The sequence below is a fragment of the Maridesulfovibrio sp. genome, from assembly GCF_965230075.1.
GTDB lineage: Bacteria > Desulfobacterota > Desulfovibrionia > Desulfovibrionales > Desulfovibrionaceae > Maridesulfovibrio.
The window spans coordinates 4,109,017-4,134,320 of record NZ_OZ245945.1 but is presented as its reverse complement, the minus strand read 5'-3'; the positions used below and the strand labels follow the sequence as shown (position 1 = coordinate 4,134,320).

The window sequence follows — 25,304 nt, the reverse complement described above, 5'->3', positions numbered from 1 at the left end:
CTCGATAAAAAAGGAGATTCAATCATGGATTTTAATCTTTCTGATGAACAGGAACTGTTTGTTGCGGGTGTCCGCGACCTGATGGAAAGCGAAAACTGGGAACAGTACTTCGTTGAGTGCGATAAGAACCACGAATACCCGGAGCGTTGGGTAAAAGCCTTGGCTGACCTCGGTGTTGATACCATGCTGCTGCCTGAAGAACACGGCGGAATGGGTATGGATATGGTTACCCTGACCGCTATCTGGGCAGAACTCGGTCGCCATGGTGCTCCTACTTATGTTCTCTACCAGCTCCCCGGTTTCAGCACTATCCTTCGCCACGGTTCCCAGGAGCAGATCGATAAGATTTTTGCATTCCGCGGCACCGGTAAGCAGATGTTCAACTCCGCTATTACCGAACCCAGCGCAGGTTCCGATGTAGGTAGCCTGAAGAGTACCTACACCCGTAAAGACGGTAAGGTTTACCTGAACGGCCACAAGTGCTTCATCACCAGTTCCCTGCACGCTCCTTACCTTGTTGTAATGGCTCGTGACGCTTCTTCTGAAAAGCCCATTTTCACTGAGTGGTTTGTTGACATGAGCAAAGAAGGCATCAAGCTCAACCCCCTCGATAAGCTCGGCCTGCGCATGGACAGCTGCTGCGAAGTTATCTTTGACAACGTAGAGCTTGAAGAAAAAGACATGTTCGGCACCGAAGGTGACGGCTTCAACCGCGTTAAGGCTGAATTCGACGATGAGCGTTTCCTCGTGGCCTGCACCAACTACGGTGTTGCCCTGTGCGCTTATGAAGACGCTGCAAAATACGCCAACCAGCGCGTACAGTTTGGTGAAGCAATCGGTCGTACCCAGATGATTCAGGAAAAGATCGCACACATGGCCATCAAACTTAACAGCATGAAAAACATGCTCTTCGAAGTTGCATGGAAAACGGATCAGGGCACTGCTACTTCCGGTGATTCCGCAATGTGCAAATACTTCTGCGCCAACGCAGCCTTTGAAGTTATCGACACCTCCATGCAGATCCTCGGCGGTATCGGTGTAACCGGTCACCGCGTTGGCCGTTTCTGGCGTGACCTGCGTATTGACCGTCTCTCCGGTGGTTCTGATGAAATGCAGATCCTGACCCTCGGTCGTGCAGAACTCAAGAAGTACCGCTAGGCATAGCAAGAAGTAACATAAGCCAACAATCAGGATTAATATATGTCCAAGAAAGTAAATACTCCCAAATTCGGTCCGCTGGAAGGTGTCCGCGTTGTTTTCTCTGCTATTGAGATTGCCGGTCCTTTCTCTGCTCAGATGTTGGCTGAATGGGGAGCGGAGGTTATCTGGGTAGAGCATTCCGCATACACAGATACCATTCGTGTTCAGCCCAATTACCCTGAACTGTCACGCCGCAACCTGCATGCCCTGTCCATGAACATTTTCTCGGACGAGGGTAAGGAAGCCTTCCTGAAGCTCATCGAAACTGCCGACGTTCTGATCGAGGCCAGCAAGGGACCTGCCTTTTCTCGCCGTGGACTCAACGACGAGCTGCTTTGGGAACACAATCCGCAGCTGGTTATCGGCCACCTGTCCGGTTTCGGCCAGTACGGTGATGACAAGTTTACCAACCTTGCTGCCTACAACACTATCGCGCAGGCATTCAGCGGCTACCTCATCCAGAACGGTGATGTGAACCAGCCCATGCCCGCATTCCCGTACACCGCAGATTACCTCTCCGGTTACGCGGTAACCAGTTCCGTGCTTGCTGCCCTGTATAACGCGCAGAAGACCGGCAAGGGTGAAAGCATTGATATTGCCATGTACGAAGTGATGCTCAATGCCGGCCAGTATTACATGATGGACCACTTCAACGGTGGTGAAATGTGTCCCCGCCAGACCAAGGGTAAAGATCCCCTCTGGGCAGGCTGCGGTACTTACGGTTGCAGTGACGGTTTCATCGTCATGGAAATTGTCGGAGCTTCTCAGCTTGAGGAAATGTTCACCAAGATCGGTCTTGAACATCTCATCGATACTGAAGAGTACCCCAAAGGTACCCAGCTCATCTCTAGAAAGCTTCCATCTGCTGCTTTGGTGGAAGAGAAACTTGATGAGTACATGGCTTCCAAGACTGTTGCCGAAATGCTGGAAGAGCTTGCTGCGATCAAGGTTGCCGCTGCCAAGGTGCTGACTGTGGAAGAACTTGAGTCCAACCCTCAGTATATCGCTCGCGAGTCCATCGTTGAGTGGGAGAACAATGCCGGGAAGAAGATCAAGGGACCCAACGTCATGCCTAAATTCAAGAATAAACCTTGCCAGATCTGGCGTGGCATGCCCGAGCACGGCATGGATACCGCGAATATTCTGGGCGATCTTGGATATTCTGAAGAAGAGCTCCAGCAGCTCGCCGATAACGGCATCATCAAGCTGGGTTAACTAAAAAATTGCAACTCTTGAAATAGCAATAGAACCGGACTGTTCAGAACGCGCGGTTAGCATTCATCGCAAAAGTCACGGCCTCAATGCCGCCGGGGTTTTTGAACTTCACCGCCGCATGGTCGTTTTGGACAGTCCGGGAAATTAAACAAAATTTTCCAACGCATACAATCAGATCAGAGACGAGGATAGTACAAGTGGATATTGTTGGGGATAAAAATCTAGGTCAGGTTTGGGAAGATCTGGCCGAGACGTTCGATGCCAAGACCGCACTGGTTTTTGAAGATGCACAGGGTGAAACCGTTGAGTTCAGCTACCGTGAATTTAATGGTGAGATCACTCGGGCTGCGTCCTTGTTTCTTGGATTGGGTATCGAAAAGGGGGACCGTGTTGCGGTCCAGCTCAACAACAGTCCGGAGTTTTTATTCTGTTGGTTCGGCCTCGCCAAAATCGGCGCGGTCATGGTCCCGGTCAATATTCACTATTTACATTGTGAATGTGCGCATATTCTTGAGAAGTGTGCGCCGAAAGCGTTCGTTATCGAAGAGCAGTTCCTCCCTACCCAAAAGGAACTTCAGGATGATTATAATATTTCCATTCCCCATGTTCTGGTTGCCCGCATAGACCCTGCGGCTGAGATTCAGGGGGCAATAAATTTTAATAATCTTCTCGCTGAACAGCCAACTTCGCTGAACAAAGAAATATCCGTAAGCACTGAGGATATTGCAGAGATTATTTTTACTTCAGGTACTACTTCGAACCCCAAAGGGGCGGTAATCACTCATCACAATCTCTGTTTTGCCGGACGTTATACCTCATGGCAGGTGGGTATCCGCGAGGAAGACAGATACCTGACTATGATGTCGTCCTGCCATATTGATTTTCAGTGCACTGCAGCCATGCCCGCTTTTATGTCCGGCGCTACATTCATCATGCTGGAGAAATACAGTGCCAGCAAATTCTGGAGTCAGGTCTGTCTTCATCGGGCAACTCTAACCGAATGTATCCCGCTCATGGTCCGTACGCTTCAGTTGCAGCCGCAGCGGGCTTGGGAGAAGAACCACTGCCTTAGGGAAGTGCTCTTTTACATGAATCTTTCCGATGAGGAAAAGGATGCATTCATTGAGCGTTTCAACGTCAGGCTTTTCACATCATACGGCCTGACCGAGACTGTGGTCGGCATCATCGGCGATCGTCCCGGTGACGAACGCAGGTGGCCCTCAATTGGTCGGACTGGTTTTGGGTACGATGTCCGAATTCTCGATGGTGCAGGCAATGAAATGCCGGCTGGTGAAATCGGGGAAATTGTCATTAAAGGCGAACCCGGTAAGACACTTTTTAAAGAATATTACGATGATCCTGAAGCCACGGCTGCATCTTTCACGGCTGATGGGTGGTTCAGGACCGGCGATAAAGGGTTCACTGACGAGGATGGCTACTTCTATTTTGTAGATCGTAAATTGAACCTGATCAAACGTTCCGGTGAGAACATAGCCAGTACTGAGATTGAAAACCTGCTGGTGGATCATCCGTTGATAACAGATGCAGCAGTAATCGGTGTTCCTGACCCTATTTGTGATGAAGCGGTTAAGGCATACGTCATAATCAAGGAAGGAGAGGAGTTGGCTCCTGAGGAAATCCTTGAATACTGTGCGGAGCGGATTGCCAAATTCAAGGTCCCGGCAATTGTTGAGATCCGGGAGTCCTTTCCCAGAACTTGTTCCGGCAAGGTCTGTAAGGGCGTGCTCCGGGCTGAGAATATTTAAATTCCCCCGTTTCGGCGGAGTAATTAAATAACCATAGGTTATAAGTCTGGCAGAAGTATCTTTATGTGGGCGAATATACAGAAAAAACTAATCATGGTTATAAAATAAACTTGATTGAATTTTTCGCAAAATAACTTTAAAAGGAGAACGAACATGGCGTTAAAACTCGATATGGTGGGTGAATGGTACGGCCCTTTTGAACGTGAGTATGATTTCAGAGAACTCAGCATTTTTGCTTTGGGTTGTGGTTGTGGTGCCGACGGCAAGACCGATCTGGAATATGTTTACGAGAAAGATATGAAGGTATTGCCCATGTTTGCGGCAATGCCCATTGTTGACAGTGAAGTCACCAAAACCATCGACTACGGTTTTGAGTGGGGCGGTTCTCTGCACTGGGGTTTCGACCTGCAGATTCACGAACCCATGACTGCATTGTCCGGCAAGCTGACTACCAAGGTCCTGCTCAAGGCTCTGTATGACCGCGGCGAAGGTCGTGGTTGTCTTGCCCAGCACATTGGTGAAACCTTCGACGAGAACGGTACCAAGCTCTTCACCAACGAAAGCTGGGACTGCGCTCTGTATGACGGTGGCTGGGGCGGCGAAAAAGCTCCCCGCGACATCGTGGAGATTCCCGAACGCGAACCCGATTTTGAAGTAACTGAGCAGGTTCCCCTGAACCAGGCACTCATCTACCGCCTCAACGGCGACTTCCATCCTCAGCACATTGACTGGGAATATGCCCAGAAATTCGACCATCCGAAACCGAACCTGCACGCAGTAAGCACCGCCGGTTTTGCCTGCCGTCACATCATTAAGACTTTGTTCCCCGGTGAGCCCGAGCGTCTGACCCGTTTCAAGACCCGTATCACCAGATCTCTGTACCCGGGCTGCACCATCAAGACCCAGATGTGGAAATGGGATGACAACTCCATCCACTTCCGGGTCATCGACGCAGACAATCCGGAAACAGCGTACCTGAACTACGCACTGGCTGAGTGGAAGTAATAATTAATATTTGAGGTGTGTTGATAAGAGGGGGGCACCCCTTTGCAGTATCTCTCTCCGATCTGCAGTCCCCCTCATTCAACAATAATCGAAATAGGAAGGATATATATGAAAATTATAGTTGGTTGCAAATTGGTTCCCGAAGAGCAGGATATTGCTGTTCAGGCTGATGGAACCCTCGATACTAGCAAGGCTGCTCCGAAGATCAGTCAGTTTGACCTGAATGCTATTGAGACCGCTGTTGAAATCAAGGCTGAAGTTGCTGATTCCAGCATCGCTGCAATGAGCCTCGGCGGCAAAGAGCTTGAAAATACCAAGGCCCGCAAGGACATCCTGTCCCGTGGACCGGATGAACTGGTTGCAATTGTAGATGAAGGCCTCAAGGGCGCTCTGCCTCACCAGACCGCACGCGTCATGGCTGCTGCCGCCAAGAAAGTCGGTTTTGACCTGATCCTCTGCGGTGACGGCTCCGGCGACCTTTACGCTCAGCAGGTAGGTATGCGTCTCGGTGCGGAGCTCGAAGTTCCCACCCTTAACGGTGTAAGCAAAATTGTTTCTGTAGCAAGCGACAAGCTGACCGTAGAACGTGCCCTGGAAAGTGAAGTTGAGACTCTGGAAGTACCGCTGCCTGCAGTAATTTCCGTTTCCACCGATATCAATGTTCCCACCATTCCCGGCATGAAAGCCATTCTCGGCGCTGGCAAAAAGCCCGTGAACGCCATGGCTCTCGCTGATCTTGAAGACGGTGAAGGTGCAGCTCTGGTGGAAATGGTCGAAATCAAGGCCCCCAAGAAGAAAGAGCGTAAGAACGTTATTATCGAAGGTGATGGTGACGATCAGATCGCAGAATTTATCAGCCACTTGCGTACAATCGTTAACTAGGGAGAGGGAAAATGAGCAAGATTTCCAACGTATGGGTATTCAGTGATGCAGAGTCCCGTCTGTCCGAAGCCATTGCCGGCGGCGCACAGCTGGGAGAAAAAGTCTCCGCATTTATCATCGGTTCTCAGGAAGATGTAGCCAAGGCATTTTCTTTCGGCGCGGACGCCGTTTACTACCTCGGCGAAAATGATTCCGCACGTATTGTGGAGTCCTACACCGACACTATGGCTAAAGTTATCGCAGAAGGCGACAAGCCCTCCATGGTTCTGCTGCCCGGTACAAGACGCTGTAAGGCTCTGGCTTCCCTGCTGGGTGTCAAGCTTGACGCAGGCGTGGTTACCGAAGCTTCTGAAGTTGTTGCTGAGGCTGAGAATGTGCAGGTTAAGCACATGGTTTACGGCGGTCTGGCAATCGGTGACGAAAAGATCGTTTCCCCGATTTCTATCGTTGTTTTCGGCGGCGGTGTTTTTCAGGCTGTTGAAGCTGATGCATCCAAGACCGGCGAAGCTGTTACTGTGGACTTTGTTGAGCCTAAGGCTTCCATCAAGTGCATTGAGCGTCAGCCCAAGCAGGGCAGCAGTGTCGACCTGAACAAGGCAAAACGCATTGTAGCTATCGGACGCGGTATCTCCAAGCAGGAAGACATGAAGCTGGCAGAAGACCTGTGCGCGGCTATTGAAGCTGAAATGGGTTGCTCACGTCCCATCGCTGAAGGCGAAAAGTGGATGGAGCACGAGCGTTACATCGGTATTTCCGGTGTTATGCCCAAGCCTGAACTCTACCTTGCACTGGGTATTTCCGGTCAGGTCCAGCACATGGTCGGCGCTAACGGTTCACAGGCCATTGTTGCTGTAAACAAGGATAAAAACGCACCAATCTTTGACTATGCCGACTACGGTATTGTCGGGGATCTTTATACTGTAGTTCCTGCACTGGTTGATGCTTTCAAGAGCTAATTAGTTTGAAAGTATCAGGAGGGACCTCCTTCTCCGCCATAGTTGGAGGTCTCCCTTGCTGCAACCGGAAACAGGATTCAAAAGTAAGTATCTCAAAAGGACGGCAATCCTAACAATACATACTGATAAACCGACATCTTTGCATTCGGCCATTCCCTTAAACTCCATAGCGTCCTGCTGGTTAGCGGCAGGAGGACGCAGTCGAACTGCAAAAGAATCTTTATCCGGAGTAGCAGATCACAGGCGGGAACATCCTGTTGGTTCTTCATCATCACATAGAAAAGGCTCGTTGTGATGATGAAGAACCTCATAGGACTTATTAAGGGAAAATGAGGGTCTAGATTTCAGGTGGATATCTAGTTTTTATAAAGGCGGGTTGGAATAAGGTTTTAATATCTCTTGCAGCTGTTCTCTATTTAATAGCGGGAATTTTGGGTCAGCAGCAGGCAGGGATGGAACAGGGGGTGTGTTATGGGCGAAATTATTTTTTCTTTATTTATAGGCTGTTGTCTCGTTGCAGTCGGCCTTTTTATGAACTGGACTCTAGCGCGCGAACAACGAGCGCATGATAAATTGAAGGCACGTCAGCAGGGGTAATACAATGAGTATTTACACTATTGGCGTTCTTGTCTGCATATTTATTTATATGCTGATCGGTACTTACGCAGGCCGAAAAGTAAAAAATGTTGAGGATTATTACGTTTGCGGACGTAATGCTCCGACATTTATGATTGCCGGAACCATGTTCGCGTCAATGCTGAGCACTAACGGTTTTATGGGCGATACTGCGTATTGTTTTGGCGGCAACATCACAACCATGGTTTTGATCAATACCCTGTGCGCATGCGGGTATGTTCTTGGACCTTTGTTTTTTGGGCGTTATCTCAGGCGCGCTGAGGTGAATACCATGCCGTCTTACTTCTGGCAGCGGTTCAACAGTAAACGTATTCGGCGTTTTGCCGGGATTACCACTGTAATTTCACTGTCCGCATATCTTCTCAGTGTAATTCAGGGTACAGGCATGCTCATGGAGACCCTGACCGGTTACCATCGTATTTCCTGCCTGCTGATCTCCTGGTTTTGTATCACTCTTTTCACTTTTTACTCCGGTTCGCGTGGAGTGGTCATCACCGACACATTGATGTGCATCTTTTTTCTCGGAGCAACCATTATTGCGGGCCCCTTTGTCTTTGACGCGGCAGGTGGCTTGGACAATCTGCTTACCACGCTGGCCACCTCTCCTGATACTCCTTCGGGACTGCTGGATTACCACGGTAATACCGGCGGTGGTTCCAAGATGGACTTGGTGATGTACGCGGTTACCATGGGCGTGGTCTGGATGCTTGCTGTCGGTGTAAGTCCTTGGCAGGCAGGGCGTAACATGATGGCAAGGAATGAACATGTCATCTTCCGCTCCGGGGCCATTTCAGCTTTTCTGACTGTCTTTTTCCTGCTCTATCTCTATCTGATCGCGGTCAGCATTATTCCACTTCAACCTAATATTGATCAGCCGGAAAAGGTTCTTATCTGGGCTGCCTTTGAGGTAATGCCGCAAATGATAGGAGTTGTCCTCCTGACAGGGATCATGACCGCCGGCCTGTCTTCGGCTTCCACCTTCCTTTCGGTGGTAAGTTTCAGCATGTCCTCTGATGTCTTGGATGTCGATTTCAAGAACGAAGCGGCGCAGCTTAAGTTTACCCGTTTTGTTGTCCTTGTTGTCGGCCTGATTGCATTGGGACTCGCTTGTATGAGTTTCTCGACTATCCGCATTACCACATGGTTTGCCAGCACCATTATCGCTTCTTCGTGGGGAGTGGTGGCAATTTCAAGTGTGTGGAGTGACAAGCTGACCGAACGTGGAGCCTATTACTCCATGGTTGGAGGTTTCTTCGGCTACCTGATCTCCAAATGCCTTAAGGAGTTGGTTGATGTTCCGCTGAATAATTTCTTTGATCCCTTTTTCATCGGTCTTGCTGTCAGTGCGGTGATGGCTGTGCTGGGTTCAAAGGGACAAAGCAGAACAGAAGAGGAAATCAGTTTCCATGCCAAGCTGCATCAAATTCCTGCTTCCGAAACTCTTGCGTCTGACTATAAGCGGGACAGGACTTTCGGGTGGGGGCTGGTGGCTGCGGGCGTCGTAGTCTCAGTATTCTTAATTTATTACTGGGCAGTTCCCTACAACTCTCTTAAGGGCACTGACTTGTTGTCTTATCTAAAATAGTAAAGCCAGCCTTAACAGGCAGAAATTATTGGGAATAGACCGCTTCTCTCCGTTGGAATCAATGGAGAGGGCTCCCTTCACTCAACCCAAAAACATCTCAGAGGCCCCTCCGGCCATGTATGAGGTACCGTTATGTCTGAAGACAAATTTGATGTAATTATTGTTGGAGCAGGGCTTGCCGGCTGCACCAGTGCCTACCTTCTGGCTCAGGCCGGTCTGGAAACACTGGTTATTGAGCGCGGCAACTTTGCCGGCGCAAAGAACATGACCGGCGGCAGGCTCTATGGCCACAGTCTGGAAAAGATATTCCCCAACTTTGCAGATGAAGCTCCGGTAGAGCGTTGCATCGTTCATGAAAAGGTTTCTTTTATGGACGAAAGCGGCAGCGCAACCATGGATTACGCTTCCCCGAAATCTGAAAATCCGGCTGACCGTTCTTATTCAGTGCTGCGTTCGAAATTCGATCAGTGGCTCGCAGATAAGGCCGAATCCGCCGGAGCCAACATTGTTCCCGGTATTCGCGTTGATGACCTCATTGTTCGTGACGGCAAGGTCTGTGGTGTTGTTGCTGCGGGTGAAGAGATGGAAGCCGACATGGTTATTCTGGCCGATGGCGTGAATTCCATCCTAGGTGAGAAGCTGGGCATGGTTGATAAGGTCACCCCTCATCATTGTGCAGTAGGCGTCAAGGAAGTGATCCAGCTTTCCAAGCAGCAGGTCAATGACCGATTCGGCTGTGCTGATGATGAAGGCGCAGCATGGCTGTTCGCCGGATCTCCTTCTGACGGCCAGATGGGCGGCGGTTTCATTTATACCAACGAGGACACTCTGTCTCTTGGCCTCGTATTCGGCCTGCATAATATTGAAAAAGCGGGCAAAACCATTCCCCAGATGCTGGAAGACTTCAAGAATCATCCCACAGTGAAGCCTCTGGTCGAAGGCGGCAAGCAGATTGAATACTCCGCCCATGTTGTTCCTGAAGGCGGCTATGCCATGATTCCTAAAATGGTCGGTGACGGCGTGCTTATTGCCGGTGATGCGGCAGGACTGTGCCTGAACGTCGGCTACACCGTGCGCGGTATGGATCTCGCCATTGCTTCCGGTGAAGCAGCAGCCAAGGCTGTCATTGCTGCCAAGGAAAAAGGTGATTTCAGCGAAAACGGTCTGTCTTCCTACACAGCAGCGCTTGAGGGCAGCTTCATCATGGAAGATATGAAACTCTACCAGAATCTTCCTGACTTTCTGGATAACACCCGCATGTATAACGAGTATCCGGCACTGGTGACCGGAGTCATGAAAGACCTCTTTACCATTAACGGCCCCTGCATGCCCCTGCGCAAAATGGTCCTGCCCCATCTGAAGAAGGTCGGATTCATGAACCTGCTCAAAGACGGCTTCAAAGGAGTAAAATCAATATGAGTAATCCGGTAAACGTTGACGTCAAACTGGGCGTGAACAAATTTTTTGTTGATGAAGGAAATCCCCACATCGAACTGGTAGATAATCCTGATCCCAAGGAGTTTGCCAAACTGGAAGCGGCCTGCCCTGCCGGACTGTATAAGAAGGACGACAACGGCAATATCCATTTCGATTATGCGGGCTGTCTGGAATGTGGTACTTGCCGTATCCTGTGCGGTAAGACCATTCTGAAAAGATGGGAATACCCTAACGGAACTTTTGGTATTGAATTCCGTTACGGTTAGTTCTCGTAATATTTAAAAAAGCCATAAACACACGAGTGTAGCGAAAAGCCATATCCTCACTTGTAGGTCCATGGGCAATCAAACGTCAAACAGCTACCCCTTTAATCGGCTGCCTGACGAGAGTGCATCAGCAGGTTCCCTTATTCTGATGATGAACGGCAATTGCCCCATGGTCTTCCTAAGAGCCGGCAACGTTAATCAACGTTGTCGGCTTCTTGCAAGGAAAACCTAGTGATAAAGCGGGGCGAGTCTACCCATATGCGGTTTTGGGGGAAATTTTTATCATGGAAAAACAAATGAAAGACCCACGTTTTAAGCAGGCCAACAAGGAAGCCCTGCTCGCGCTGGGAGCTTATGCAGCTTATTTTATCTGGTGGTATGTCTGTGCTTACGGCATGGGCAGCGGCAATCCCGACAACTATTCCTATGTTTTCGGCCTGCCTGAATGGTTTTTTTACAGTTGTATTGTCGGCTATCCCCTAATTACGATTCTCCTCTGGCTGCTTGTACACTTCAAATTTAAACATATGCCGCTTGATTCCGATCTGCAGGGAGAAGAGTAAATGCCTGCCAATCTCACTACCATTGTTCCGGTTGTCGGTTATCTGGCACTTTCTTTTGCTGTGGCTTTATGGGCCCGGAAAAAGAGCGAGGGCCGTGTTTCATCACAAGGTTTCATTGAGGATTATTTTATCGGAGGCCGTTCCATGGGCGGCTTTGTCTTGGCTATGACCATCATCGCCAGCTACACCAGTGCCAGCAGTTTTGTGGGCGGTCCCGGAGTCGCTTACCGTCTCGGCCTGAGCTGGGTGCTCCTTGCAATGATTCAGGTTCCCACCACCTTCCTGACGCTTGGCATTCTCGGTAAGCGTTTTGCCATTATGGCCCGTAAGACAGAGTCAGTGACCATTACCGATTATCTCCGTGCCCGCTACAAAAGTGATGCCGTGGTCATCCTTTGTTCTGTGGCATTGATCATATTTTTCATGGCAGCCATGCTTGCGCAGTTTATCGGCGGGGCGCGTCTTTTCCAGACCGTGACGGGATATCCTTACATTGTCGGGCTGGTGCTCTTCGGCATCAGTGTGGTGCTTTATACCGCTGTCGGCGGTTTTCGGGCCGTTGTTTTGACCGATGCCATTCAAGGTATTGTTATGGTTGTGGCTGTCGTTGTTGTACTGCTGGCAGTAGTCAAAGCAGGCGGCGGTATGGAAAACTGTATTTCGTCTCTGAAAGCTATTGATCCTGGACTGATCACTCCCACCGGGCCGAAGGATGCCGTTCCCCAACCTTTCACCCTCTCATTCTGGGTGTTGGTAGGGATCGGCATCCTCGGTCTACCGCAGACAACACAGCGCTGCATGGCTTACAAAGATTCGAAAGCCATGCACAACGCCATGGTTATCGGTACCTTGTTGATCGGGTTCATGATTCTTTGCGCACATCTTGCCGGAACCCTTGGACGTGCCGTGCTTCCGGATTTGCCTGCAGGCGATTTGGCTATGCCCAGCCTTATTGTGGAGTTGCTTTCTCCGGTCTGGGCGGGTGTATTTATTGCCGGGCCGCTTGCAGCTATAATGTCCACGGTGGATTCCATGCTCCTGCTGGTTTCCGCTGCCATTATCAAGGATTTATACATTCATTACAGGCTGAAGGGCGATGCCTCCCGCATGACCCTTGGCGGCCTTAAGAAAACCAGCCTGATTAGTACGGTAGTCATTGGGCTGATGGTTTTTGTTGCAGCTATTGAACCGCCGGATCTTCTGGTCTGGATCAATTTGTTCGCTTTTGGAGGGCTGGAGGCTGTGTTTCTTTGTCCTATTGTTCTGGGCTTGTATTGGGAAAAGGCTAATGCAACAGGAGCTCTTGCCTCGATAATTTGCGGAACCGCTACTTTCATTGTCCTGACTATTATGAAGCCGGCTATGGGTGGGGTACATGCTATTGTGCCGACTACTTTGGTGGCCCTCTCGACCTTTGTTATGGGGTCATACTTTGGTTATGCGGCTGTTCCGGTCAAGCAGCACTAGCTAGTTCCCATATTACTTATAAAGCCCAATCCTGATTTGCTGTCAGGCTTGGGCTTTTTTATGTCCCAAAAAAAGAGTGCCCATCGTGAAGGATGGGCACTCTTACAGGAGAGGGGATGTTCGTTCCGATTTGTGGTCGGGGGTCGATGATTCGATTCTGGTATTATGGTCGATGCGCGCAGTTTGAGGTGTTTTGTATGGTAGGTTTTACACACATAGACTGGTATTCCGCCCGGGGTTTAGGCGGTTGAGGCTGCCAGAATCTTTTCAAGGTACGGAACGAAATGCTGCTGAGGACAGCACCTGCAAGAGCAATCCCTCCTCCGAAAATTGCAAGTAAGGGCGGGATTTCTCCCAGCCAGACATAACCGACTAAAAGGGCCATCACTGGGATGGTGTATTGCGACATCACGATCTTTGAGACGTCGGCCTTGGAAACTCCGTAGGTCCACAAGGCATATGGTATTGCGGTTCCGAATACTCCGAGATGTATAGTTGCCCCGATGGAGTGCCACGAAGCTGTTTTTATCTGCTCCGGCAGCCCGGGCAGATAGACGCAGAGCAGTATGGTCCCGGTTACCATTGTATAAGTGGTATATTCATACGCAGTGTATTTTTTGAAAAAAGGTTTTTGCAATACTATATAGATACTGTCGGATATTGCGGCGATCAGGACAAACAGGGCACCGATGTTCAGGCTTATGCCACCCCCTTCACCGAATGAGATAATTCCGATGCCGATCATACTGATGGACAGCCCGATATAAGTCCGGGGGGAGACCTTCTCCTTGAGCGTGATTACAGCGAGTATTGTTGCAAAGACCGGAACCGTGGCAATGATGAAGCTGGTGGACCCGGCACTGATCAGGGATTCCCCATGGTTGATGGCCAGACTGAAGGCCGTGTAGCCGAGAAAACCATGCAGAAAAAGTGCGGGGATGTCTTTAAGGTGCGGCATACGCACCTTTGCCCATGGGGCGTAGAGAAGCATTGCTGCTGAGGCGAAAATAAACCGGAACACTGCAAGGTGTTCGGGGGTGAAGTCTTGCAGGGCGGCCCGGATACCTACAAAGCAACTGCTCCAGAGAACCATTGCAAGGCCGACCGCAATATATACGGGGTTTATCATTTTGAACCTGACTATTTAATAGTTTCACTAAATACTAATGTCAGGCGTTCTTACTACTTGATTTGTTTAGGAATAAACTAGCTTTGTTAGTTTCCATAATTGACGCGTGACATTTTACTTCCAGAACGAAAGGAATCATGCCATAATAAATAATCATGATCAAGTTTTTAGGAGTGATTAATGAAGCGTATTTTGACATTCGGAGATAGCTTTTCCGACAACGGTTTCAGCAACGGTTGTGGTTACAACCGATTAAGTAATGGCAGGGTCTGGGTTGAATATTTGGCTGAATTGCTGGGAGCTTCCCTTGAAGATCGCGCATGGTGCGGTGCGACTTCCGGTATGGGCAATGCTTCAGGCCCGGAGGACTGGTCCGGTCTGAGTTGGCAGGTGGATACATATCATTCTGATGGTCATAACGAGGACATTCTCTGTACCTTATTGATCGGTATTAATGATATCTACGAAGGAAAAGGTAACGCTCAAGCAGTGGTTTCCAATATCCTGCAGGCCTTGGAAACATTGGTAGGCAAGGGGGTGCAAAATTTTTTGGTCGGCAGTGTTCCGGACATTTCCGATGCGCCTGCATATGTTCAAGAATATGCAGAGGTGAAAGACTGCGTTCATGATGCTGTACTGGATATTAATTCACGGCTGATAGAAGTGTTCTTTGAAAATGGAGGATTTGCTGCCCGTTATCCTGATGTGAAGGTAAATTTCCTCGATGCATATGAAATTTTCAAATCTTTTGTCAGCGATGGATCATTCACGGTTACGGACAAGCCTTGGAATGGGACCTATACTGAGCCGCAGTCCAACGGTTTTCTCTGGTGGGACGACTGGCATCCGATGACCGAAGCCCATCGTAAACTGGCCTTTGCTGCAGTCGAGGTTTTGAAGCGCGGGAAACAAAGGACTTACCGTTCAAATATATTCAGCGAAATATAGCTCTTGGGCTGGACACTGATTTCATATAAGGCCGTTCCTTTTTAACTGACAAGGAACGGCCTTATTTATTGCTTATTGTTCCAGCTTTACTTTTTCGTATTCTCCCTCAGCAGGAAGATTGCCACCCATATCATTGCCGATGCTCAGTGATTTGAATGAAGACTTGGCTGCCGGATCGCACTTGCCATTGTGATCCTTGCCGTCAATGTTCAAAGCTATTCCTGTGGGAGTCCACGAAAGCTTAATCCTATGCGCTTCACCCTTTTTCCAGTCCTTGATCTCCTGACCGATGACGCAGGATGGCTTGCCTTTTTCCCAGCGGATGAGTTGCAGGAAATCCTGCGGGGTTTTTTCCAGATACATGGAACCAAGGTTCCAGTCCTGCCCGTTGAAAGCCAGGAGCATGTGCTGCTTTTCATCTCCGGCAGTCCAATCCGGGGTGAAAGTAAAGTGCATTTCCCCGGTATCAGGTCCGGATGATTTGTCTTTCGGGGCAACGGCAGTAAAGAATTGGTCTTGGCCCGATGCAAAGCCTTTTCCTGTTGATGTTCTGGTCCGCCTGCCGGACAGATCCAGATCGTACCAATAAGTCGGTGCTCCTTTGCCCTTTTCATGTAGTGCAGCAGCTTGAGCCTCGTTAAACGGAGTCTGGAAGATCATCAGGTCATCATATTGTCCCGGGGCCGAGAAATTATTCTGATGGTCTGCACCAAGATGCAGGGTCTTGAAATCAGGCTGAAAAGGTTTGGGTAAGCCGGATATTGCGTACAGCTTTCCATCAAGGTAGATCATGGCTTTCTTGCGTTCCCAGACAATACTCAGTGTATGCCATTGCTTTGAAAGCTTGACGGGTGGACCTTGCACCATTCCGCTGTACCCGTCTCTGAAGAAAATGGCCTGCAATCTCTCCTCGGGGGTTAATTCCAGAAATACGGAACCCTTATCCCATTTCGGCCCTTTGGCCATGAGCAGCATGCGTTTGATTTTATCTTCTTTCCATTCCGGCAGGATGCGAAAGGAAATGGCTCCCTCTCCGGCTCTTGTCTTCTGTGCAAATCTGTAGCGCAGCCTTGAGTCAGGTCCGGTTTTAAAGGAGTGTTCTCCGGTTTGGGTTATATTTTGTTTTTCAATGATCAAACTGTCCGCAAGTCCGGATACGAGGTTTGTTTGTGTCGTTCCTGTTTTGGTTCCGTCATCTCCTGTGCGTAAGTAGTCCTGCATGCGTCCGGCATCGTACTTGGTGGCCCGGATGGATTGGAAATGGACCAGAATCGGATTTGTTTTTATTCCTTCCTTGAAGTCTTTGTGTTGTTTAATAAGCCTGTCCTCTGAGAGCAGGGCCGGAATTTCGCCTCCGGGATCGGAGAAGAATTCATGGGCCTGTACCAACCAGATAGTATCGTATTTACCTGTTTCACCACGCAGGTCCACGTGGCTGAAAGCCTGAATGATTCTCGGGTCGCCATCATCCGGCAGATAGTAGGTGAATGGTTCATAAATCCATGGGGCGCTGAGCACCACAGCTTCACCGGGCTTGATATTTTCCCCGATGAATTGTGCCACTTCGCGCCATTGCTCCTTGTCGTAAGTGGTGTAGTAGAGCCATAAGCTATGAGCCGTGGCAGTAAGGAACATGGCTATAACAGCCGAGCGCAGGAAAATCGGTGCAAACCCGGACATGATCAGACCCAGAAATAAACAGAATCCGGGCAGGAATTGAATGGCATAACGCTCTACATAGATAGGCGAAAGCACGAGCGATACGGCAAAAGGTGTAAATACTGCGCAGAGGAACCAAAGTAGCAGAAATAGCGAGCTTTTTGTCTCTGCCGGGATTTCGAGCGGCGTACTGAAGCGAGTGCGCAGGGCGGGAATTAATTTTACAATTGCAAAGCCAAGTATTGCCAGTCCAGCAACTGTCAGCGGGAGCACTCCACCTGCCAATTGGATGAAAGTCCGGTAAGCGGTAATATGGTCCGGGACCATGACCCATGAACCGGGGCCTTCGCCGCCAAGTTTAGCCAGCACCTGTTTGAGCAGGAAGTACATCCACGGGCTGAACAGTACCAGCGCGCCAACATTCACGCCTACCCAGTTGACGAAGCGTTTAAATCGTTCTCCGCTCCTTCCGGCCCAGTCCACAATGTAGTAGATTTGATGGAAGAGGATGATGAAGACTGTGAAGGTGTGGATGTAAAGCATCAGGGCCACAGCTGCGGCGTAGTAAGCGAAATTGGGTTTGTCCTGCCGTTCAATAAATTTCAGCAATCCGTGGCAGGCCATAAGGATAGCGCAGAGCAGCATGGTGTAGCTGCGGGCTTCCTGTGAGAAGTTGATGCCCATATAAGAAACAGCCAGAAACAATGCGCTCAGCAATGCTCCATTACGGTTCATCAGTCTAGCGCCGACTTTATAGGTCAGGTAGACCGCAAGCACGCCGAAGATAGCCGAGATCATGCGTAATGCTGTTTCCGAGATGCCGAAGATTTCGGTCCAGATGTGCATGATGAAAAGATACAGAGGCGGGTGCACATCACGGGCGCAGTACTTAACGATCTCAGCAAAGCTTTTAGTGGCATAAGCAACTGTCTGGCCTTCATCGATCCATAAGCTTTCGTCTGCAATTCCGTATATACGCAAGATTGTAGCCAGCAGCAGAATTGCCCATAGAAGATAGTTCTTTTTTGTCATGATAAGCCTCCGGCGGCCCTGCCGGGGGCCTTAAACCCTTTTTGTAAAAAGGGTTTAAGAATCCCAAAAACTTTCAATAGGGCTTCGCCGCTGTATTTGATTAGACGGTTTTAATTTCTCACTCCCTTCTCTATCTCCAGCATCTTGCGGGAAAACTTTAACGTTTCCATGTCTGTTTTCAGCGCTTCTTTGAGCAGCTCCAGCATTTTGCTGGCAGTATCATACCAGTTGTCCGGGGATTCGTTCAGTTCCAGTGCTCCGGGATCGCCTTTACTGCGGGCGTAAAGTGCGCGGGCAGGTTCAGGGGCCATGCCGGGCAGGTTTTCTCCGTATTGCTCTGCGGACTTGCGCGCGGGCAGGATGTATTTGTTTTTGAGGCGCATGAAATCGGCCCGTTCGGAGGTCAGGTGGTGGAGCAATTCAAGTGCCTGTTGCGGGTGCTTGGTGCGTTTGTTGATGGCGTAGCCGCGGGTCCAGATATGATTGATCCGGTGTGCCTCATGCCCCAGCATGGGCAGGAAGCCTACTGTCACATGTTCCGGGTGAACCGGGAAGCCTACTCCTTTGGAAAGACTGAGCAGATACCAGACGTAGTTGCCGTTGATGGACATGCCCGCGCGTCCGGAGCGGAATTTTCCTTCAGCTACAACGTGGTCGAATCTATCGTAATCCGGCTGGTTTTCCTGCACCAGAATCTTGAAGACTTTATAGGTGGCGATATGGGCTGCAAGGCGGTCTTCCTCAGCCTGACCGTCCAATACGATCTGGAGCAGGGTGTAGTAGAATTTGTAGAGGTTCAGTCCCTTGGAGGGGAAGATTAATCCTTGGATGTTGTGTTCTTCTTTTATGTAGCGGGTTGCAGCCACCAGTTCCTCAAGGGTCTGGGGCAGGCCGGATGGTGGAAGCAGGTCTTTGCGTCCGTAAAGGTATTGCACTCCTATCAGCGCGGGCAGACCGTAAAGTTGGTCACCGCATTTATAGCCAATTACAGCGGGTTCAAGAAAGTCCATCTTCTCCCGGCGGGGAAGTTTATCGTACCACTTTCCTATGGGCAGGAGCAGTCCTTCCTGCGCGAAAGCAGCAGCCCAGCTTCCGGGCATTTCAATGATGTCCGGCTGTTCCTCTTCCGGGTCGCGCAGTATGCGCAAGGCTTCTTCATGGATGGTCCATTCATCGTATTCCGGGATAACTTTAACTTTGATTTCCGGGTGTGTTTCCATGAAATCATTGATGGAACCGATTTCGGTACTATTCTTTTCAAATACGCGGTTTACATCCCCGTACACGGTCAGCGTAATGGGATTGTCCGGCGTAGGTGATTTGGCACAACCAGCGAAAAAGAAGATTAAACACATGAAGAACAGTTGGTAATATCTCATCGATTTCTCCTGTACATGGCGGCTTCAAGGATCAAACCGTTTGTTTCGAGGGTTACAGCTTTATTTGTCTCACCGTTATCGTATTTTCCGGCCATGAATCCTTTGTTCTTGTCGTGCAGAGTTGAAAGGCTCTGCACCAGCTTCCGGGTGTAGGCAGTATTGAAAAGTGCGTCCCAGCAGAAGGCAGTTGCGGTTGAGGACCAGAAAAGCGGTAGCGGTTTGTCTGAATATGGGCTGATGCATTTCCATTCTGCGGCGCCATTTGCTGTGAGTATCGTGCTTTGGGCCACCCATGGGCTGCGGTCAATGCGTCCGCTGTCAGCTGCGGTCAGTTTGCCTTTATTTTTGTGCCGTGCTGCTTGGACTTCGTAGATGGAACGGATCATTCGGTCCTGCTCGCTGCCGCTTCTACCCAATTCCATGAGTATAAGCGTAAATGGGGTGGATGATATGGCCGGGCCTGATTTGTTGAACGGAACATTAATTCCGTAGATCTTCTTGAAACCAAGTTGCGGGCGGTAATCGCGTGTTTTCCATGCGTCCAAATTCCAGAGTTTGAAAGCTTCGGCGGCATATGAAGGCTGTCCGAAGCCTGCTTCCTGCTTAAGTTGTTCTTTGTTCAGGTATACGGATAAGCTGGTGATGTTGCCGTCTTTAACCAGACGTTCCGTGCGCAAGCGCAGGAAAATCTTGTCGCATATGGATTTGAATTCAGGATGGAGGTTAGCTGTCTTCTTGAGCCAGAGCAGCAAACGTCCGATGTCCGGACCGTTCCAGCCGATTCCGGTGGAGGTCGGTTTCTGGTCTTCTCCGACCATGCGTGCTGAATCCGCAAAATAGAGCCTGTTGGGCAGTTCGTCCTTATAAAGGTCCATGGAGGACAGGGTCTGGAGCATGAGCCCGGTTCGTTGCCGGAATTCTGTGTCAGTGATGATTTCAAGGTGCTGGGCAGCGTTCAGGGCGGCAAGGGAAGTGCCGATTTCCCAGATTGTGGTTACTGCGTAAAGATCAAGTCCGTTGTATAGCCCTGTGGCGGGCTGGTAGTTGCGTTGAAAATATTTCCAGGCAATTCGTGCTGCCTGCATATATTGTTCGCTGACAGCGGGCTTTTTCTTCTGCGTTGAAGCAGCGTAGGAAGCAGCCGCAGCCGCCCCGCTGTGATCGTGGGGTACGTCTTTCAAATGTGCTGGAGTTGAAGGATTCGGACGTGGAACCGGCCCGTTTGCAATATCCTGTTCATTGATCCTGCCGGAGGATTGGGGCTGCCCCCAGACGCCTTCGGAATAGGGGATGACCGTAACCGGAGCGTTGGCTCCACCGTCCATTTCATTCCAGATCTGGTCGGCAGTCATTTCACGGCGTAGGCCTGGGGCAGGGCGTTTGTAATGTTTAAGTCCGAAAAGTTTCCAAGCTGTGGAAAGCCGTCCGGCTTCCGGAGGCAGGTTTACCGCAGGTCCGGCAAAGCCCGGAGATTGCCCCGCACCAACTGCCGCAGGACCGGAGGCCCCCAGCCTTGCCATTTCAAGCTGTTGGTCGAGGGTGGAACGGACCTGTTGCCAGCTCATTCCAGCACGGGCAAAACGGGCGGTTGCCATGCCCCATGATTCATAGGCCCTTGCATTGCCTGCATTTTCCGCCGCACGTGAAGCCATGACAAAGACCAGCCCGCTCACTTCCGGGGAAATACCACGCAGGTTGCGGGCCAGATCATCCAGAAGTAGGGCGGATGGATCATACTTGCCGTTTTTATAAAGGACCACGGCTTCAGCAAAAGTCGGGCTTGAAACAAGCTGTCCCAAACCATCAAAGGCAGCGTGGGCTGTATGGATGGTAGAAGCTGCCAGCATGAGCAGCATAAGTATGTATATGCGCAAGGGTTTAAACATTATATGTCCTCCCTTTCCCGGCCCGGTAAGCAGCGCGGAAAGTCGCTCATGGGCAGTTCTTTACGCAGGTAGAAGTCTATATAGCTGGGTTCCTTGGCTACCCGGACCAGCGGGCCGTCCAATCGATGCAGTAATGCTTCAAGGACCACCGCGTTTGTTTCCAGCACCATGACTTTGTTGATGCGCCAGTTTTTTTCGTAGCGGCCTTCAAACCAGCCGCGGCCTTCTTCAAAGAAGCAACAGGCTGCAGCGGCCATTATGAATTTGGTGTAATCCGTATCCCATATGGCCCACATGCCGAAGATGGCCCGGGTGGAGAACATGGCCAGATCGTAATGCATTTCACCGCCACGGGAGATGGTAGGCCAGATTTTGCCCTCGGCAGTGATGGTTCCGATCACCGCGTAAGGTGGTTTATCAACGCCGTTTTCACTGCGGGCGGTCATGATTCCTTCCCGGCGGTATCGCTCTTCCTGAATCTCGTAGATGCCGCGGGCCAGATCACAACGCTCAAGGGCATCATCCCCGGTGCGGTGTTCTTCCGGCACGCCAATATCCGAGTACCCGAATTCCATGCCTTCCAGCAGGAACGGGGTTGAAGTGAGGTAAACCGGAACCCCGGTGGTGATGGAGTCGCGCGGATCATAGGGCACTTTGCGCCCGTAAATCTCGATATAGCGAAGTGGCGAAGGGACAGTTGATTTCACATCAATGCCCCACATCTCGTAACCGCGTGCGGCGTAACCTTCCCAGCCGAGACGTCCTTCGTGGATAAATTCTGTCTGCCCGTTCACAAAACGTCCGCTGCGCAGGGTGTTGTCTTTGTCGATAACCATGCAGAAATTCCAGCGCAGTACGGCACGGTCAACGCCCTCGGCAAAGAGCGGATATTTGGTTTTCAGAACTCGCAACCAGATCAAAAGGCGTCCGATATCCATGGAGGAGAATCCGGCCTTGCCCGGTTTCATATCAAAGCCGACCATGCGTCCGGTGTGTGAATTGTATATAAGGTTGGGCAGTTCCCCGGCGTAAAGCTCCATGGCATTGAGCCATTCTACCAGTTTACCCACCCGTTGGCAGAAACGGCGTTCATCCAAAATATCCATTTCGTGAGCAGAGATCAGCGCCGAAAGATAGGCTGCAATTTCGCCGATGGATGTATAGGGGTAGTTTTCAGCAGCGTTAACCAGTCCGGTCTGCGGATTGTAGTTTTTTTCAAAGTATGTCCAAGCCACTTCAGCAAACAACTGCCCTCGGTCAGACAGGCGGTGGCAATTGGTCAAAATGATATCGCCACGGTTATCGAAATCGAAGCCGCATTTGACGGTCTCATAGACTGCCCCGCACCCGGATAAAGTAAGGAACAGGATGAGTAAGAATATGGCGATATATTTTTTATGGGTCATACTTATGTATCGTTATGTACGGTTGATATTTCCATGGTGGTAATGCCTTAGACGGTAAAGAATTGTTCTCAAAAAACTTATCCCAATAACTTTTCTTGTTGCTGTATTTGAGCAGTTTTCCCTGCACCTTGTAGAGCAGGATCTCCATGATGACCCCGTTTCCGTTCATGGTGATGGCCCGGTTGATCTTGCCTGTTTTTTCATAACGGCCCACGTAAAAACCTTTACCCGGCTCAAACATGGTCGAGGCTACCTCGGCTAAAAGGTCGGTGTAGTCAGATTTGAAAAGCACCCAAAGTCCGAGGGCTGCCTTGGTATTCAGGCAGGCCAGTTCCGGCATGGCCTTACCTTCGTGACTCAGGGTCGCGTAAGGAATGCCGTGACCGAGGATGGTGTCATAGACAAAGTATGGGGCCTGATCCACGGCATCCTCGGTTTTGGCGGTGAGAATTCCGGTATTCAGGAATCGTCCTTCCTGCGCCTTGTACACCGCCCATGAAAACTTGGCCTGCATGGGGTCGGTGTGCTTGTAAACGTTGGTATTGCGGTTCTCGGGCAGGTCCCAATTGTGTTCAATACCATCGAGTACGAAATTTTCAGTAACAACAAAGTTGGGCGCATGTTCGTTTTCAGGATCACGGGCATCAAAGGGAATGGGCACACCGTATACAGTGACCGTGGAATAGGGATGGATTTTGGAGGCAGCAGTTGTGTCCGCCCCCCAGAGGCCGAATCCGCGGGCAGCGTATTCTTCGTAACCGAGTCGACCTTCCGCGTAGTGGATGAGGTTGTTTTCGTCGCGTTGGTAGTAGCTGGCCCCGAACATGGTTCCAGTTCGGTCGAGCAGTTTGGTCCAGTTCCAGCGCATTAGTGAGCGGTCGATCTGTTCTGCATATTCAGGATGCCGCTCCTTGATGATGCGCAGCCATGTCAGCAGCCTGCCGAGGTCCAGCGCAGACCAGCCGAGTGCTCCGGGCTGATTGGACCAATCGACCATGGCTCCGTTATCCGCACTGTAAAACTGGTTGGGCAGGTCGCCACGAAAGAGTTCCATGACGTTCAGCCATGAGATGATCTTACGGATACGTGAATCAAATTCCTTGTCATCAATGAGTCCCAATTCGTTCGCAGATAGAATGGCGCCCATGTGTGCGCCGAGGTCCCACATGGTGAAGGGCGAGTAATTGGGTTGCGCTCCGGCTAGTCCGGTTTCGGGATTTACATTGTTTTGAAAGTAGCTCCATGCTGTTTTAGCCCACTCCATTTCTCGCTCGGTAAGCGGACCTTGGCGAGGGATTTGGCGCGTGGCAGGTTTGATCTCAGCCATGCTGATAGTGGAAGAGCCGAGCAGCGCAATAATCAAGCTCAGGGAAAGTATATATTTTACAGCCCTTGTGATCATGGACGCGGCTCCGCTTTTCTGGTGTCCAGCATGGGCTGGAATTGCTGTTGGTATTTTGCCGGGGGCAGTCCTAGGGCATCAAAAGATTTAGCTTCAAGGGTCAGTTCCCAGTAGCCGGGGTGCAGGTTAGGTTTGAACAACGGACCGTTAAGCACAAAAGCCATCGACTCAAGGATAACTGCATTGTCGTTGAGGGAGATTGCTTTGTTGGCAGCCCCTCCGTCTTCGTAAAATCCGGCATACCAGCCGCCGTACTGGTCGAAGAGCGGTTCGACTGCGTCCATCAGCATATCTGTGTATTTCCCTTCGAACATGGCCCAGAGCTGGAAAGATGCTCCGCTGGAGACGCAGGCCTGCTTGGGGCGGGGATTACCGGATTTGTCCATGGTCACGAATGGATCTCCTAATGCGAAAATTGAATCGATGACAAAATACGGCGGACGGTCAAGGTTGTGGGCTGCACGGGCAGTGAGCAAACCTTTACTCTCATAACGTGACTTTTGGACCACATAAATGGAGCGGGCCAATTGCAACGATTTTGGGTCGATTTTCCAGTCTTCGGTGGCGGCATTGTGGCTGGGAATTTTCCAATCGAATTCCATTCCGTCCAGCAGTGCTGCCGTGGTGGTGATTGCTCCGGGCTGGAACGGTTCTCCCTGCGGGCGTGGGATGGGTGAAATATGGGAGTAGCGGTTATCAAAGGGCAGCAGGATATTGTTAATGGTTATCAATGAGGTGTTGTCAGAATTCATTGATGCATCAACCCGGAATCCCCAAAGAGCGAAACCCTTGGCCGCGTATTGCAGCTCGCCAAAACGGCCTTCGCGATAGGGATGAAGTCTTCCGTCACGGTAGTATGAACCGTAGATCAAACCATCGGCATCAATTAATTTGCGGAAATTCCAGCGCAGTACCGCGCGGTCGATGGCAGCAGCATGGGTAGGGAATTCATTGCGTACAATTCGCATCCAGATCAGTAACCGCCCGATATCAAGGGCAGAATGACCGTCTTCTCCGGGCTGGTTTACGCCGTTAAGAGATTGTCCGGTACGTCCGCTGTAGAATGTGTTCGGCACACCCAGCGAGTTGAGCTGCATCTGGTTCAACCATGTAACCAGCTTGGTCATGCGTTCATGGAATTCAATATCTTCCAGCACACCGATCTTCTTGGCGCAGGTTAGTGCGGCAAGGTATCCGGCCACGTTGTCCATGGTCAGGGTGTCGCTGCCCACTGCGCCCTGCGGTAATCCTGTTTCCGGAAATACTGTGCGGGTAAAGTATTGCCATGCGTACCGTCCTATCTCCTGTTCTTTGTCAGTTAACAGGACCGTTTCGTTTTTGGACCAGAAGAAATTAGGGGATGTGGCGCTACGTGGTTTGATCTCAGCCGTAGCAGTGCGATAGGCAAACGGTTCATCCTTGCTGCTGTGCATGGACATTTTACAGCCGCAGCAAAAGAGCAGCATAATTAATAAGCTGGTTTGA

The 25,304-nt window shown here is 50.4% G+C and carries 20 protein-coding genes; 13 read left to right on the top strand and 7 right to left on the bottom strand.

What is annotated here, in order from left to right; genetic code table 11:
* Positions 1-24 precede the first annotated feature (24 nt).
* From caiA to panF, 12 genes are all read left to right on the top strand, one after another.
* Entirely contained in the window at positions 25-1,158 is a 1,134-nt protein-coding gene (gene caiA / locus ACO05Z_RS18645) for a crotonobetainyl-CoA dehydrogenase (RefSeq protein ID WP_421903693.1), read from the top strand.
* Positions 1,159-1,200: 42 nt separating this feature from the next.
* Positions 1,201-2,415, top strand: a complete 1,215-nt coding sequence (gene caiB / locus ACO05Z_RS18640) for an L-carnitine CoA-transferase (RefSeq protein WP_421903692.1) — start codon at positions 1,201-1,203, stop codon at positions 2,413-2,415.
* Positions 2,416-2,612: 197 nt separating this feature from the next.
* Entirely contained in the window at positions 2,613-4,181 is a 1,569-nt protein-coding gene (caiC, locus tag ACO05Z_RS18635) for a crotonobetaine/carnitine-CoA ligase (RefSeq protein WP_421903691.1), read from the top strand.
* Between the two features lie 153 nt (positions 4,182-4,334).
* The gene (locus ACO05Z_RS18630; protein WP_421903690.1) at positions 4,335-5,186 is read left to right on the top strand and encodes a MaoC/PaaZ C-terminal domain-containing protein; all 852 of its coding nucleotides are present in this window, start codon (positions 4,335-4,337) and stop codon (positions 5,184-5,186) included.
* 108 nt (positions 5,187-5,294) lie between these two features.
* Positions 5,295-6,068: a putative electron transfer flavoprotein FixA gene (fixA, locus tag ACO05Z_RS18625; RefSeq protein WP_421903689.1), complete on the top strand. Its 774-nt coding sequence runs from the start codon at positions 5,295-5,297 to the stop codon at positions 6,066-6,068.
* An 11-nt stretch (positions 6,069-6,079) separates the two neighbouring features.
* Positions 6,080-7,024, top strand: a complete 945-nt coding sequence (locus ACO05Z_RS18620; RefSeq protein ID WP_421903688.1) for an FAD-binding protein — start codon at positions 6,080-6,082, stop codon at positions 7,022-7,024.
* 471 nt (positions 7,025-7,495) lie between these two features.
* On the top strand, positions 7,496-7,621 hold the full coding sequence (locus tag ACO05Z_RS18615) for a hypothetical protein (RefSeq protein ID WP_421903687.1): 126 nt from the start codon (positions 7,496-7,498) through the stop codon (positions 7,619-7,621).
* A gap of 4 nt (positions 7,622-7,625) precedes the next feature.
* A complete protein-coding gene (locus tag ACO05Z_RS18610) occupies positions 7,626-9,245 on the top strand; it encodes a sodium:solute symporter family protein (protein WP_421903686.1) in 1,620 nt (539 codons plus the stop codon).
* Between the two features lie 132 nt (positions 9,246-9,377).
* Positions 9,378-10,664, top strand: coding sequence for an FAD-dependent oxidoreductase FixC (gene fixC, locus ACO05Z_RS18605; protein WP_421903685.1), 1,287 nt, complete (start codon positions 9,378-9,380; stop codon positions 10,662-10,664).
* Positions 10,661-10,948, top strand: a complete 288-nt coding sequence (locus ACO05Z_RS18600; protein WP_421903684.1) for a ferredoxin — start codon at positions 10,661-10,663, stop codon at positions 10,946-10,948. The genes fixC and ACO05Z_RS18600 overlap by 4 nt, the downstream gene beginning before the upstream one ends.
* A gap of 296 nt (positions 10,949-11,244) precedes the next feature.
* Complete coding sequence (locus tag ACO05Z_RS18595) at positions 11,245-11,511, top strand: YhdT family protein (RefSeq protein ID WP_421903683.1); 267 nt, start codon at positions 11,245-11,247, stop codon at positions 11,509-11,511.
* Positions 11,512-12,978, top strand: a complete 1,467-nt coding sequence (panF, locus tag ACO05Z_RS18590) for a sodium/pantothenate symporter (RefSeq protein ID WP_421903682.1) — start codon at positions 11,512-11,514, stop codon at positions 12,976-12,978.
* Between the two features lie 163 nt (positions 12,979-13,141).
* Here the strand turns inward: panF and ACO05Z_RS18585 are convergent, their stop codons facing one another.
* Positions 13,142-14,107, bottom strand: a complete 966-nt coding sequence (locus tag ACO05Z_RS18585; protein WP_421903680.1) for a DMT family transporter — start codon at positions 14,105-14,107, stop codon at positions 13,142-13,144.
* Between the two features lie 180 nt (positions 14,108-14,287).
* Between ACO05Z_RS18585 and ACO05Z_RS18580 the strand changes: the two genes are divergently transcribed.
* Positions 14,288-15,055, top strand: coding sequence for an SGNH/GDSL hydrolase family protein (locus ACO05Z_RS18580; RefSeq protein WP_421903679.1), 768 nt, complete (start codon positions 14,288-14,290; stop codon positions 15,053-15,055).
* 72 nt (positions 15,056-15,127) lie between these two features.
* On the opposite strand, the gene ACO05Z_RS18575 is transcribed toward ACO05Z_RS18580, so the two are convergent.
* The 6 genes from ACO05Z_RS18575 to ACO05Z_RS18550 all read right to left on the bottom strand — a co-directional run bounded on the left by ACO05Z_RS18575 (position 15,128) and on the right by ACO05Z_RS18550 (position 25,258).
* Positions 15,128-17,746: a glycosyltransferase family 39 protein gene (locus ACO05Z_RS18575; protein WP_421903678.1), complete on the bottom strand. Its 2,619-nt coding sequence runs from the start codon at positions 17,744-17,746 to the stop codon at positions 15,128-15,130.
* 110 nt (positions 17,747-17,856) lie between these two features.
* The gene (locus tag ACO05Z_RS18570; protein ID WP_421903677.1) at positions 17,857-19,125 is read right to left on the bottom strand and encodes an ABC transporter substrate-binding protein; all 1,269 of its coding nucleotides are present in this window, start codon (positions 19,123-19,125) and stop codon (positions 17,857-17,859) included.
* Positions 19,122-21,011, bottom strand: a complete 1,890-nt coding sequence (locus tag ACO05Z_RS18565) for a DUF3131 domain-containing protein (RefSeq protein ID WP_421903676.1) — start codon at positions 21,009-21,011, stop codon at positions 19,122-19,124. The genes ACO05Z_RS18570 and ACO05Z_RS18565 overlap by 4 nt, the downstream gene beginning before the upstream one ends.
* The gene (locus ACO05Z_RS18560; protein WP_421903675.1) at positions 21,011-22,417 is read right to left on the bottom strand and encodes a DUF3131 domain-containing protein; all 1,407 of its coding nucleotides are present in this window, start codon (positions 22,415-22,417) and stop codon (positions 21,011-21,013) included. The genes ACO05Z_RS18565 and ACO05Z_RS18560 overlap by 1 nt, the downstream gene beginning before the upstream one ends.
* The gene (locus ACO05Z_RS18555; RefSeq protein WP_421903674.1) at positions 22,407-23,819 is read right to left on the bottom strand and encodes a DUF3131 domain-containing protein; all 1,413 of its coding nucleotides are present in this window, start codon (positions 23,817-23,819) and stop codon (positions 22,407-22,409) included. Before ACO05Z_RS18555 ends, ACO05Z_RS18560 begins: the two co-directional genes overlap by 11 nt.
* The gene (locus tag ACO05Z_RS18550; protein WP_421903673.1) at positions 23,816-25,258 is read right to left on the bottom strand and encodes a DUF3131 domain-containing protein; all 1,443 of its coding nucleotides are present in this window, start codon (positions 25,256-25,258) and stop codon (positions 23,816-23,818) included. Before ACO05Z_RS18550 ends, ACO05Z_RS18555 begins: the two co-directional genes overlap by 4 nt.
* Between the last annotated feature and the right edge of the window lie 46 nt (positions 25,259-25,304).

What these genes read in the sequence shown, in the direction of transcription:
- ACO05Z_RS18630 (WP_421903690.1), top strand. Translation starts at nt 4,335, where the DNA reads ATGGCGTTAAAACTCGATATGGTGGGTGAATGGTACGGCCCTTTTGAA.
- ACO05Z_RS18610 (WP_421903686.1), top strand. Translation starts at nt 7,626, where the DNA reads ATGAGTATTTACACTATTGGCGTTCTTGTCTGCATATTTATTTATATG.
- ACO05Z_RS18580 (WP_421903679.1), top strand. Translation starts at nt 14,288, where the DNA reads ATGAAGCGTATTTTGACATTCGGAGATAGCTTTTCCGACAACGGTTTC.
- ACO05Z_RS18615 (WP_421903687.1), top strand. Translation starts at nt 7,496, where the DNA reads ATGGGCGAAATTATTTTTTCTTTATTTATAGGCTGTTGTCTCGTTGCA.
- ACO05Z_RS18585 (WP_421903680.1), bottom strand. Translation starts at nt 14,107, where the DNA reads ATGATAAACCCCGTATATATTGCGGTCGGCCTTGCAATGGTTCTCTGG.
- caiA (WP_421903693.1), top strand. Translation starts at nt 25, where the DNA reads ATGGATTTTAATCTTTCTGATGAACAGGAACTGTTTGTTGCGGGTGTC.
- ACO05Z_RS18565 (WP_421903676.1), bottom strand. Translation starts at nt 21,011, where the DNA reads ATGTTTAAACCCTTGCGCATATACATACTTATGCTGCTCATGCTGGCA.
- fixA (WP_421903689.1), top strand. Translation starts at nt 5,295, where the DNA reads ATGAAAATTATAGTTGGTTGCAAATTGGTTCCCGAAGAGCAGGATATT.
- ACO05Z_RS18600 (WP_421903684.1), top strand. Translation starts at nt 10,661, where the DNA reads ATGAGTAATCCGGTAAACGTTGACGTCAAACTGGGCGTGAACAAATTT.
- caiB (WP_421903692.1), top strand. Translation starts at nt 1,201, where the DNA reads ATGTCCAAGAAAGTAAATACTCCCAAATTCGGTCCGCTGGAAGGTGTC.
- ACO05Z_RS18570 (WP_421903677.1), bottom strand. Translation starts at nt 19,125, where the DNA reads ATGAGATATTACCAACTGTTCTTCATGTGTTTAATCTTCTTTTTCGCT.
- ACO05Z_RS18555 (WP_421903674.1), bottom strand. Translation starts at nt 23,819, where the DNA reads ATGATCACAAGGGCTGTAAAATATATACTTTCCCTGAGCTTGATTATT.
- ACO05Z_RS18575 (WP_421903678.1), bottom strand. Translation starts at nt 17,746, where the DNA reads ATGACAAAAAAGAACTATCTTCTATGGGCAATTCTGCTGCTGGCTACA.
- ACO05Z_RS18560 (WP_421903675.1), bottom strand. Translation starts at nt 22,417, where the DNA reads ATGACCCATAAAAAATATATCGCCATATTCTTACTCATCCTGTTCCTT.
- fixC (WP_421903685.1), top strand. Translation starts at nt 9,378, where the DNA reads ATGTCTGAAGACAAATTTGATGTAATTATTGTTGGAGCAGGGCTTGCC.
- ACO05Z_RS18620 (WP_421903688.1), top strand. Translation starts at nt 6,080, where the DNA reads ATGAGCAAGATTTCCAACGTATGGGTATTCAGTGATGCAGAGTCCCGT.
- ACO05Z_RS18550 (WP_421903673.1), bottom strand. Translation starts at nt 25,258, where the DNA reads ATGTCCATGCACAGCAGCAAGGATGAACCGTTTGCCTATCGCACTGCT.
- ACO05Z_RS18595 (WP_421903683.1), top strand. Translation starts at nt 11,245, where the DNA reads ATGAAAGACCCACGTTTTAAGCAGGCCAACAAGGAAGCCCTGCTCGCG.
- panF (WP_421903682.1), top strand. Translation starts at nt 11,512, where the DNA reads ATGCCTGCCAATCTCACTACCATTGTTCCGGTTGTCGGTTATCTGGCA.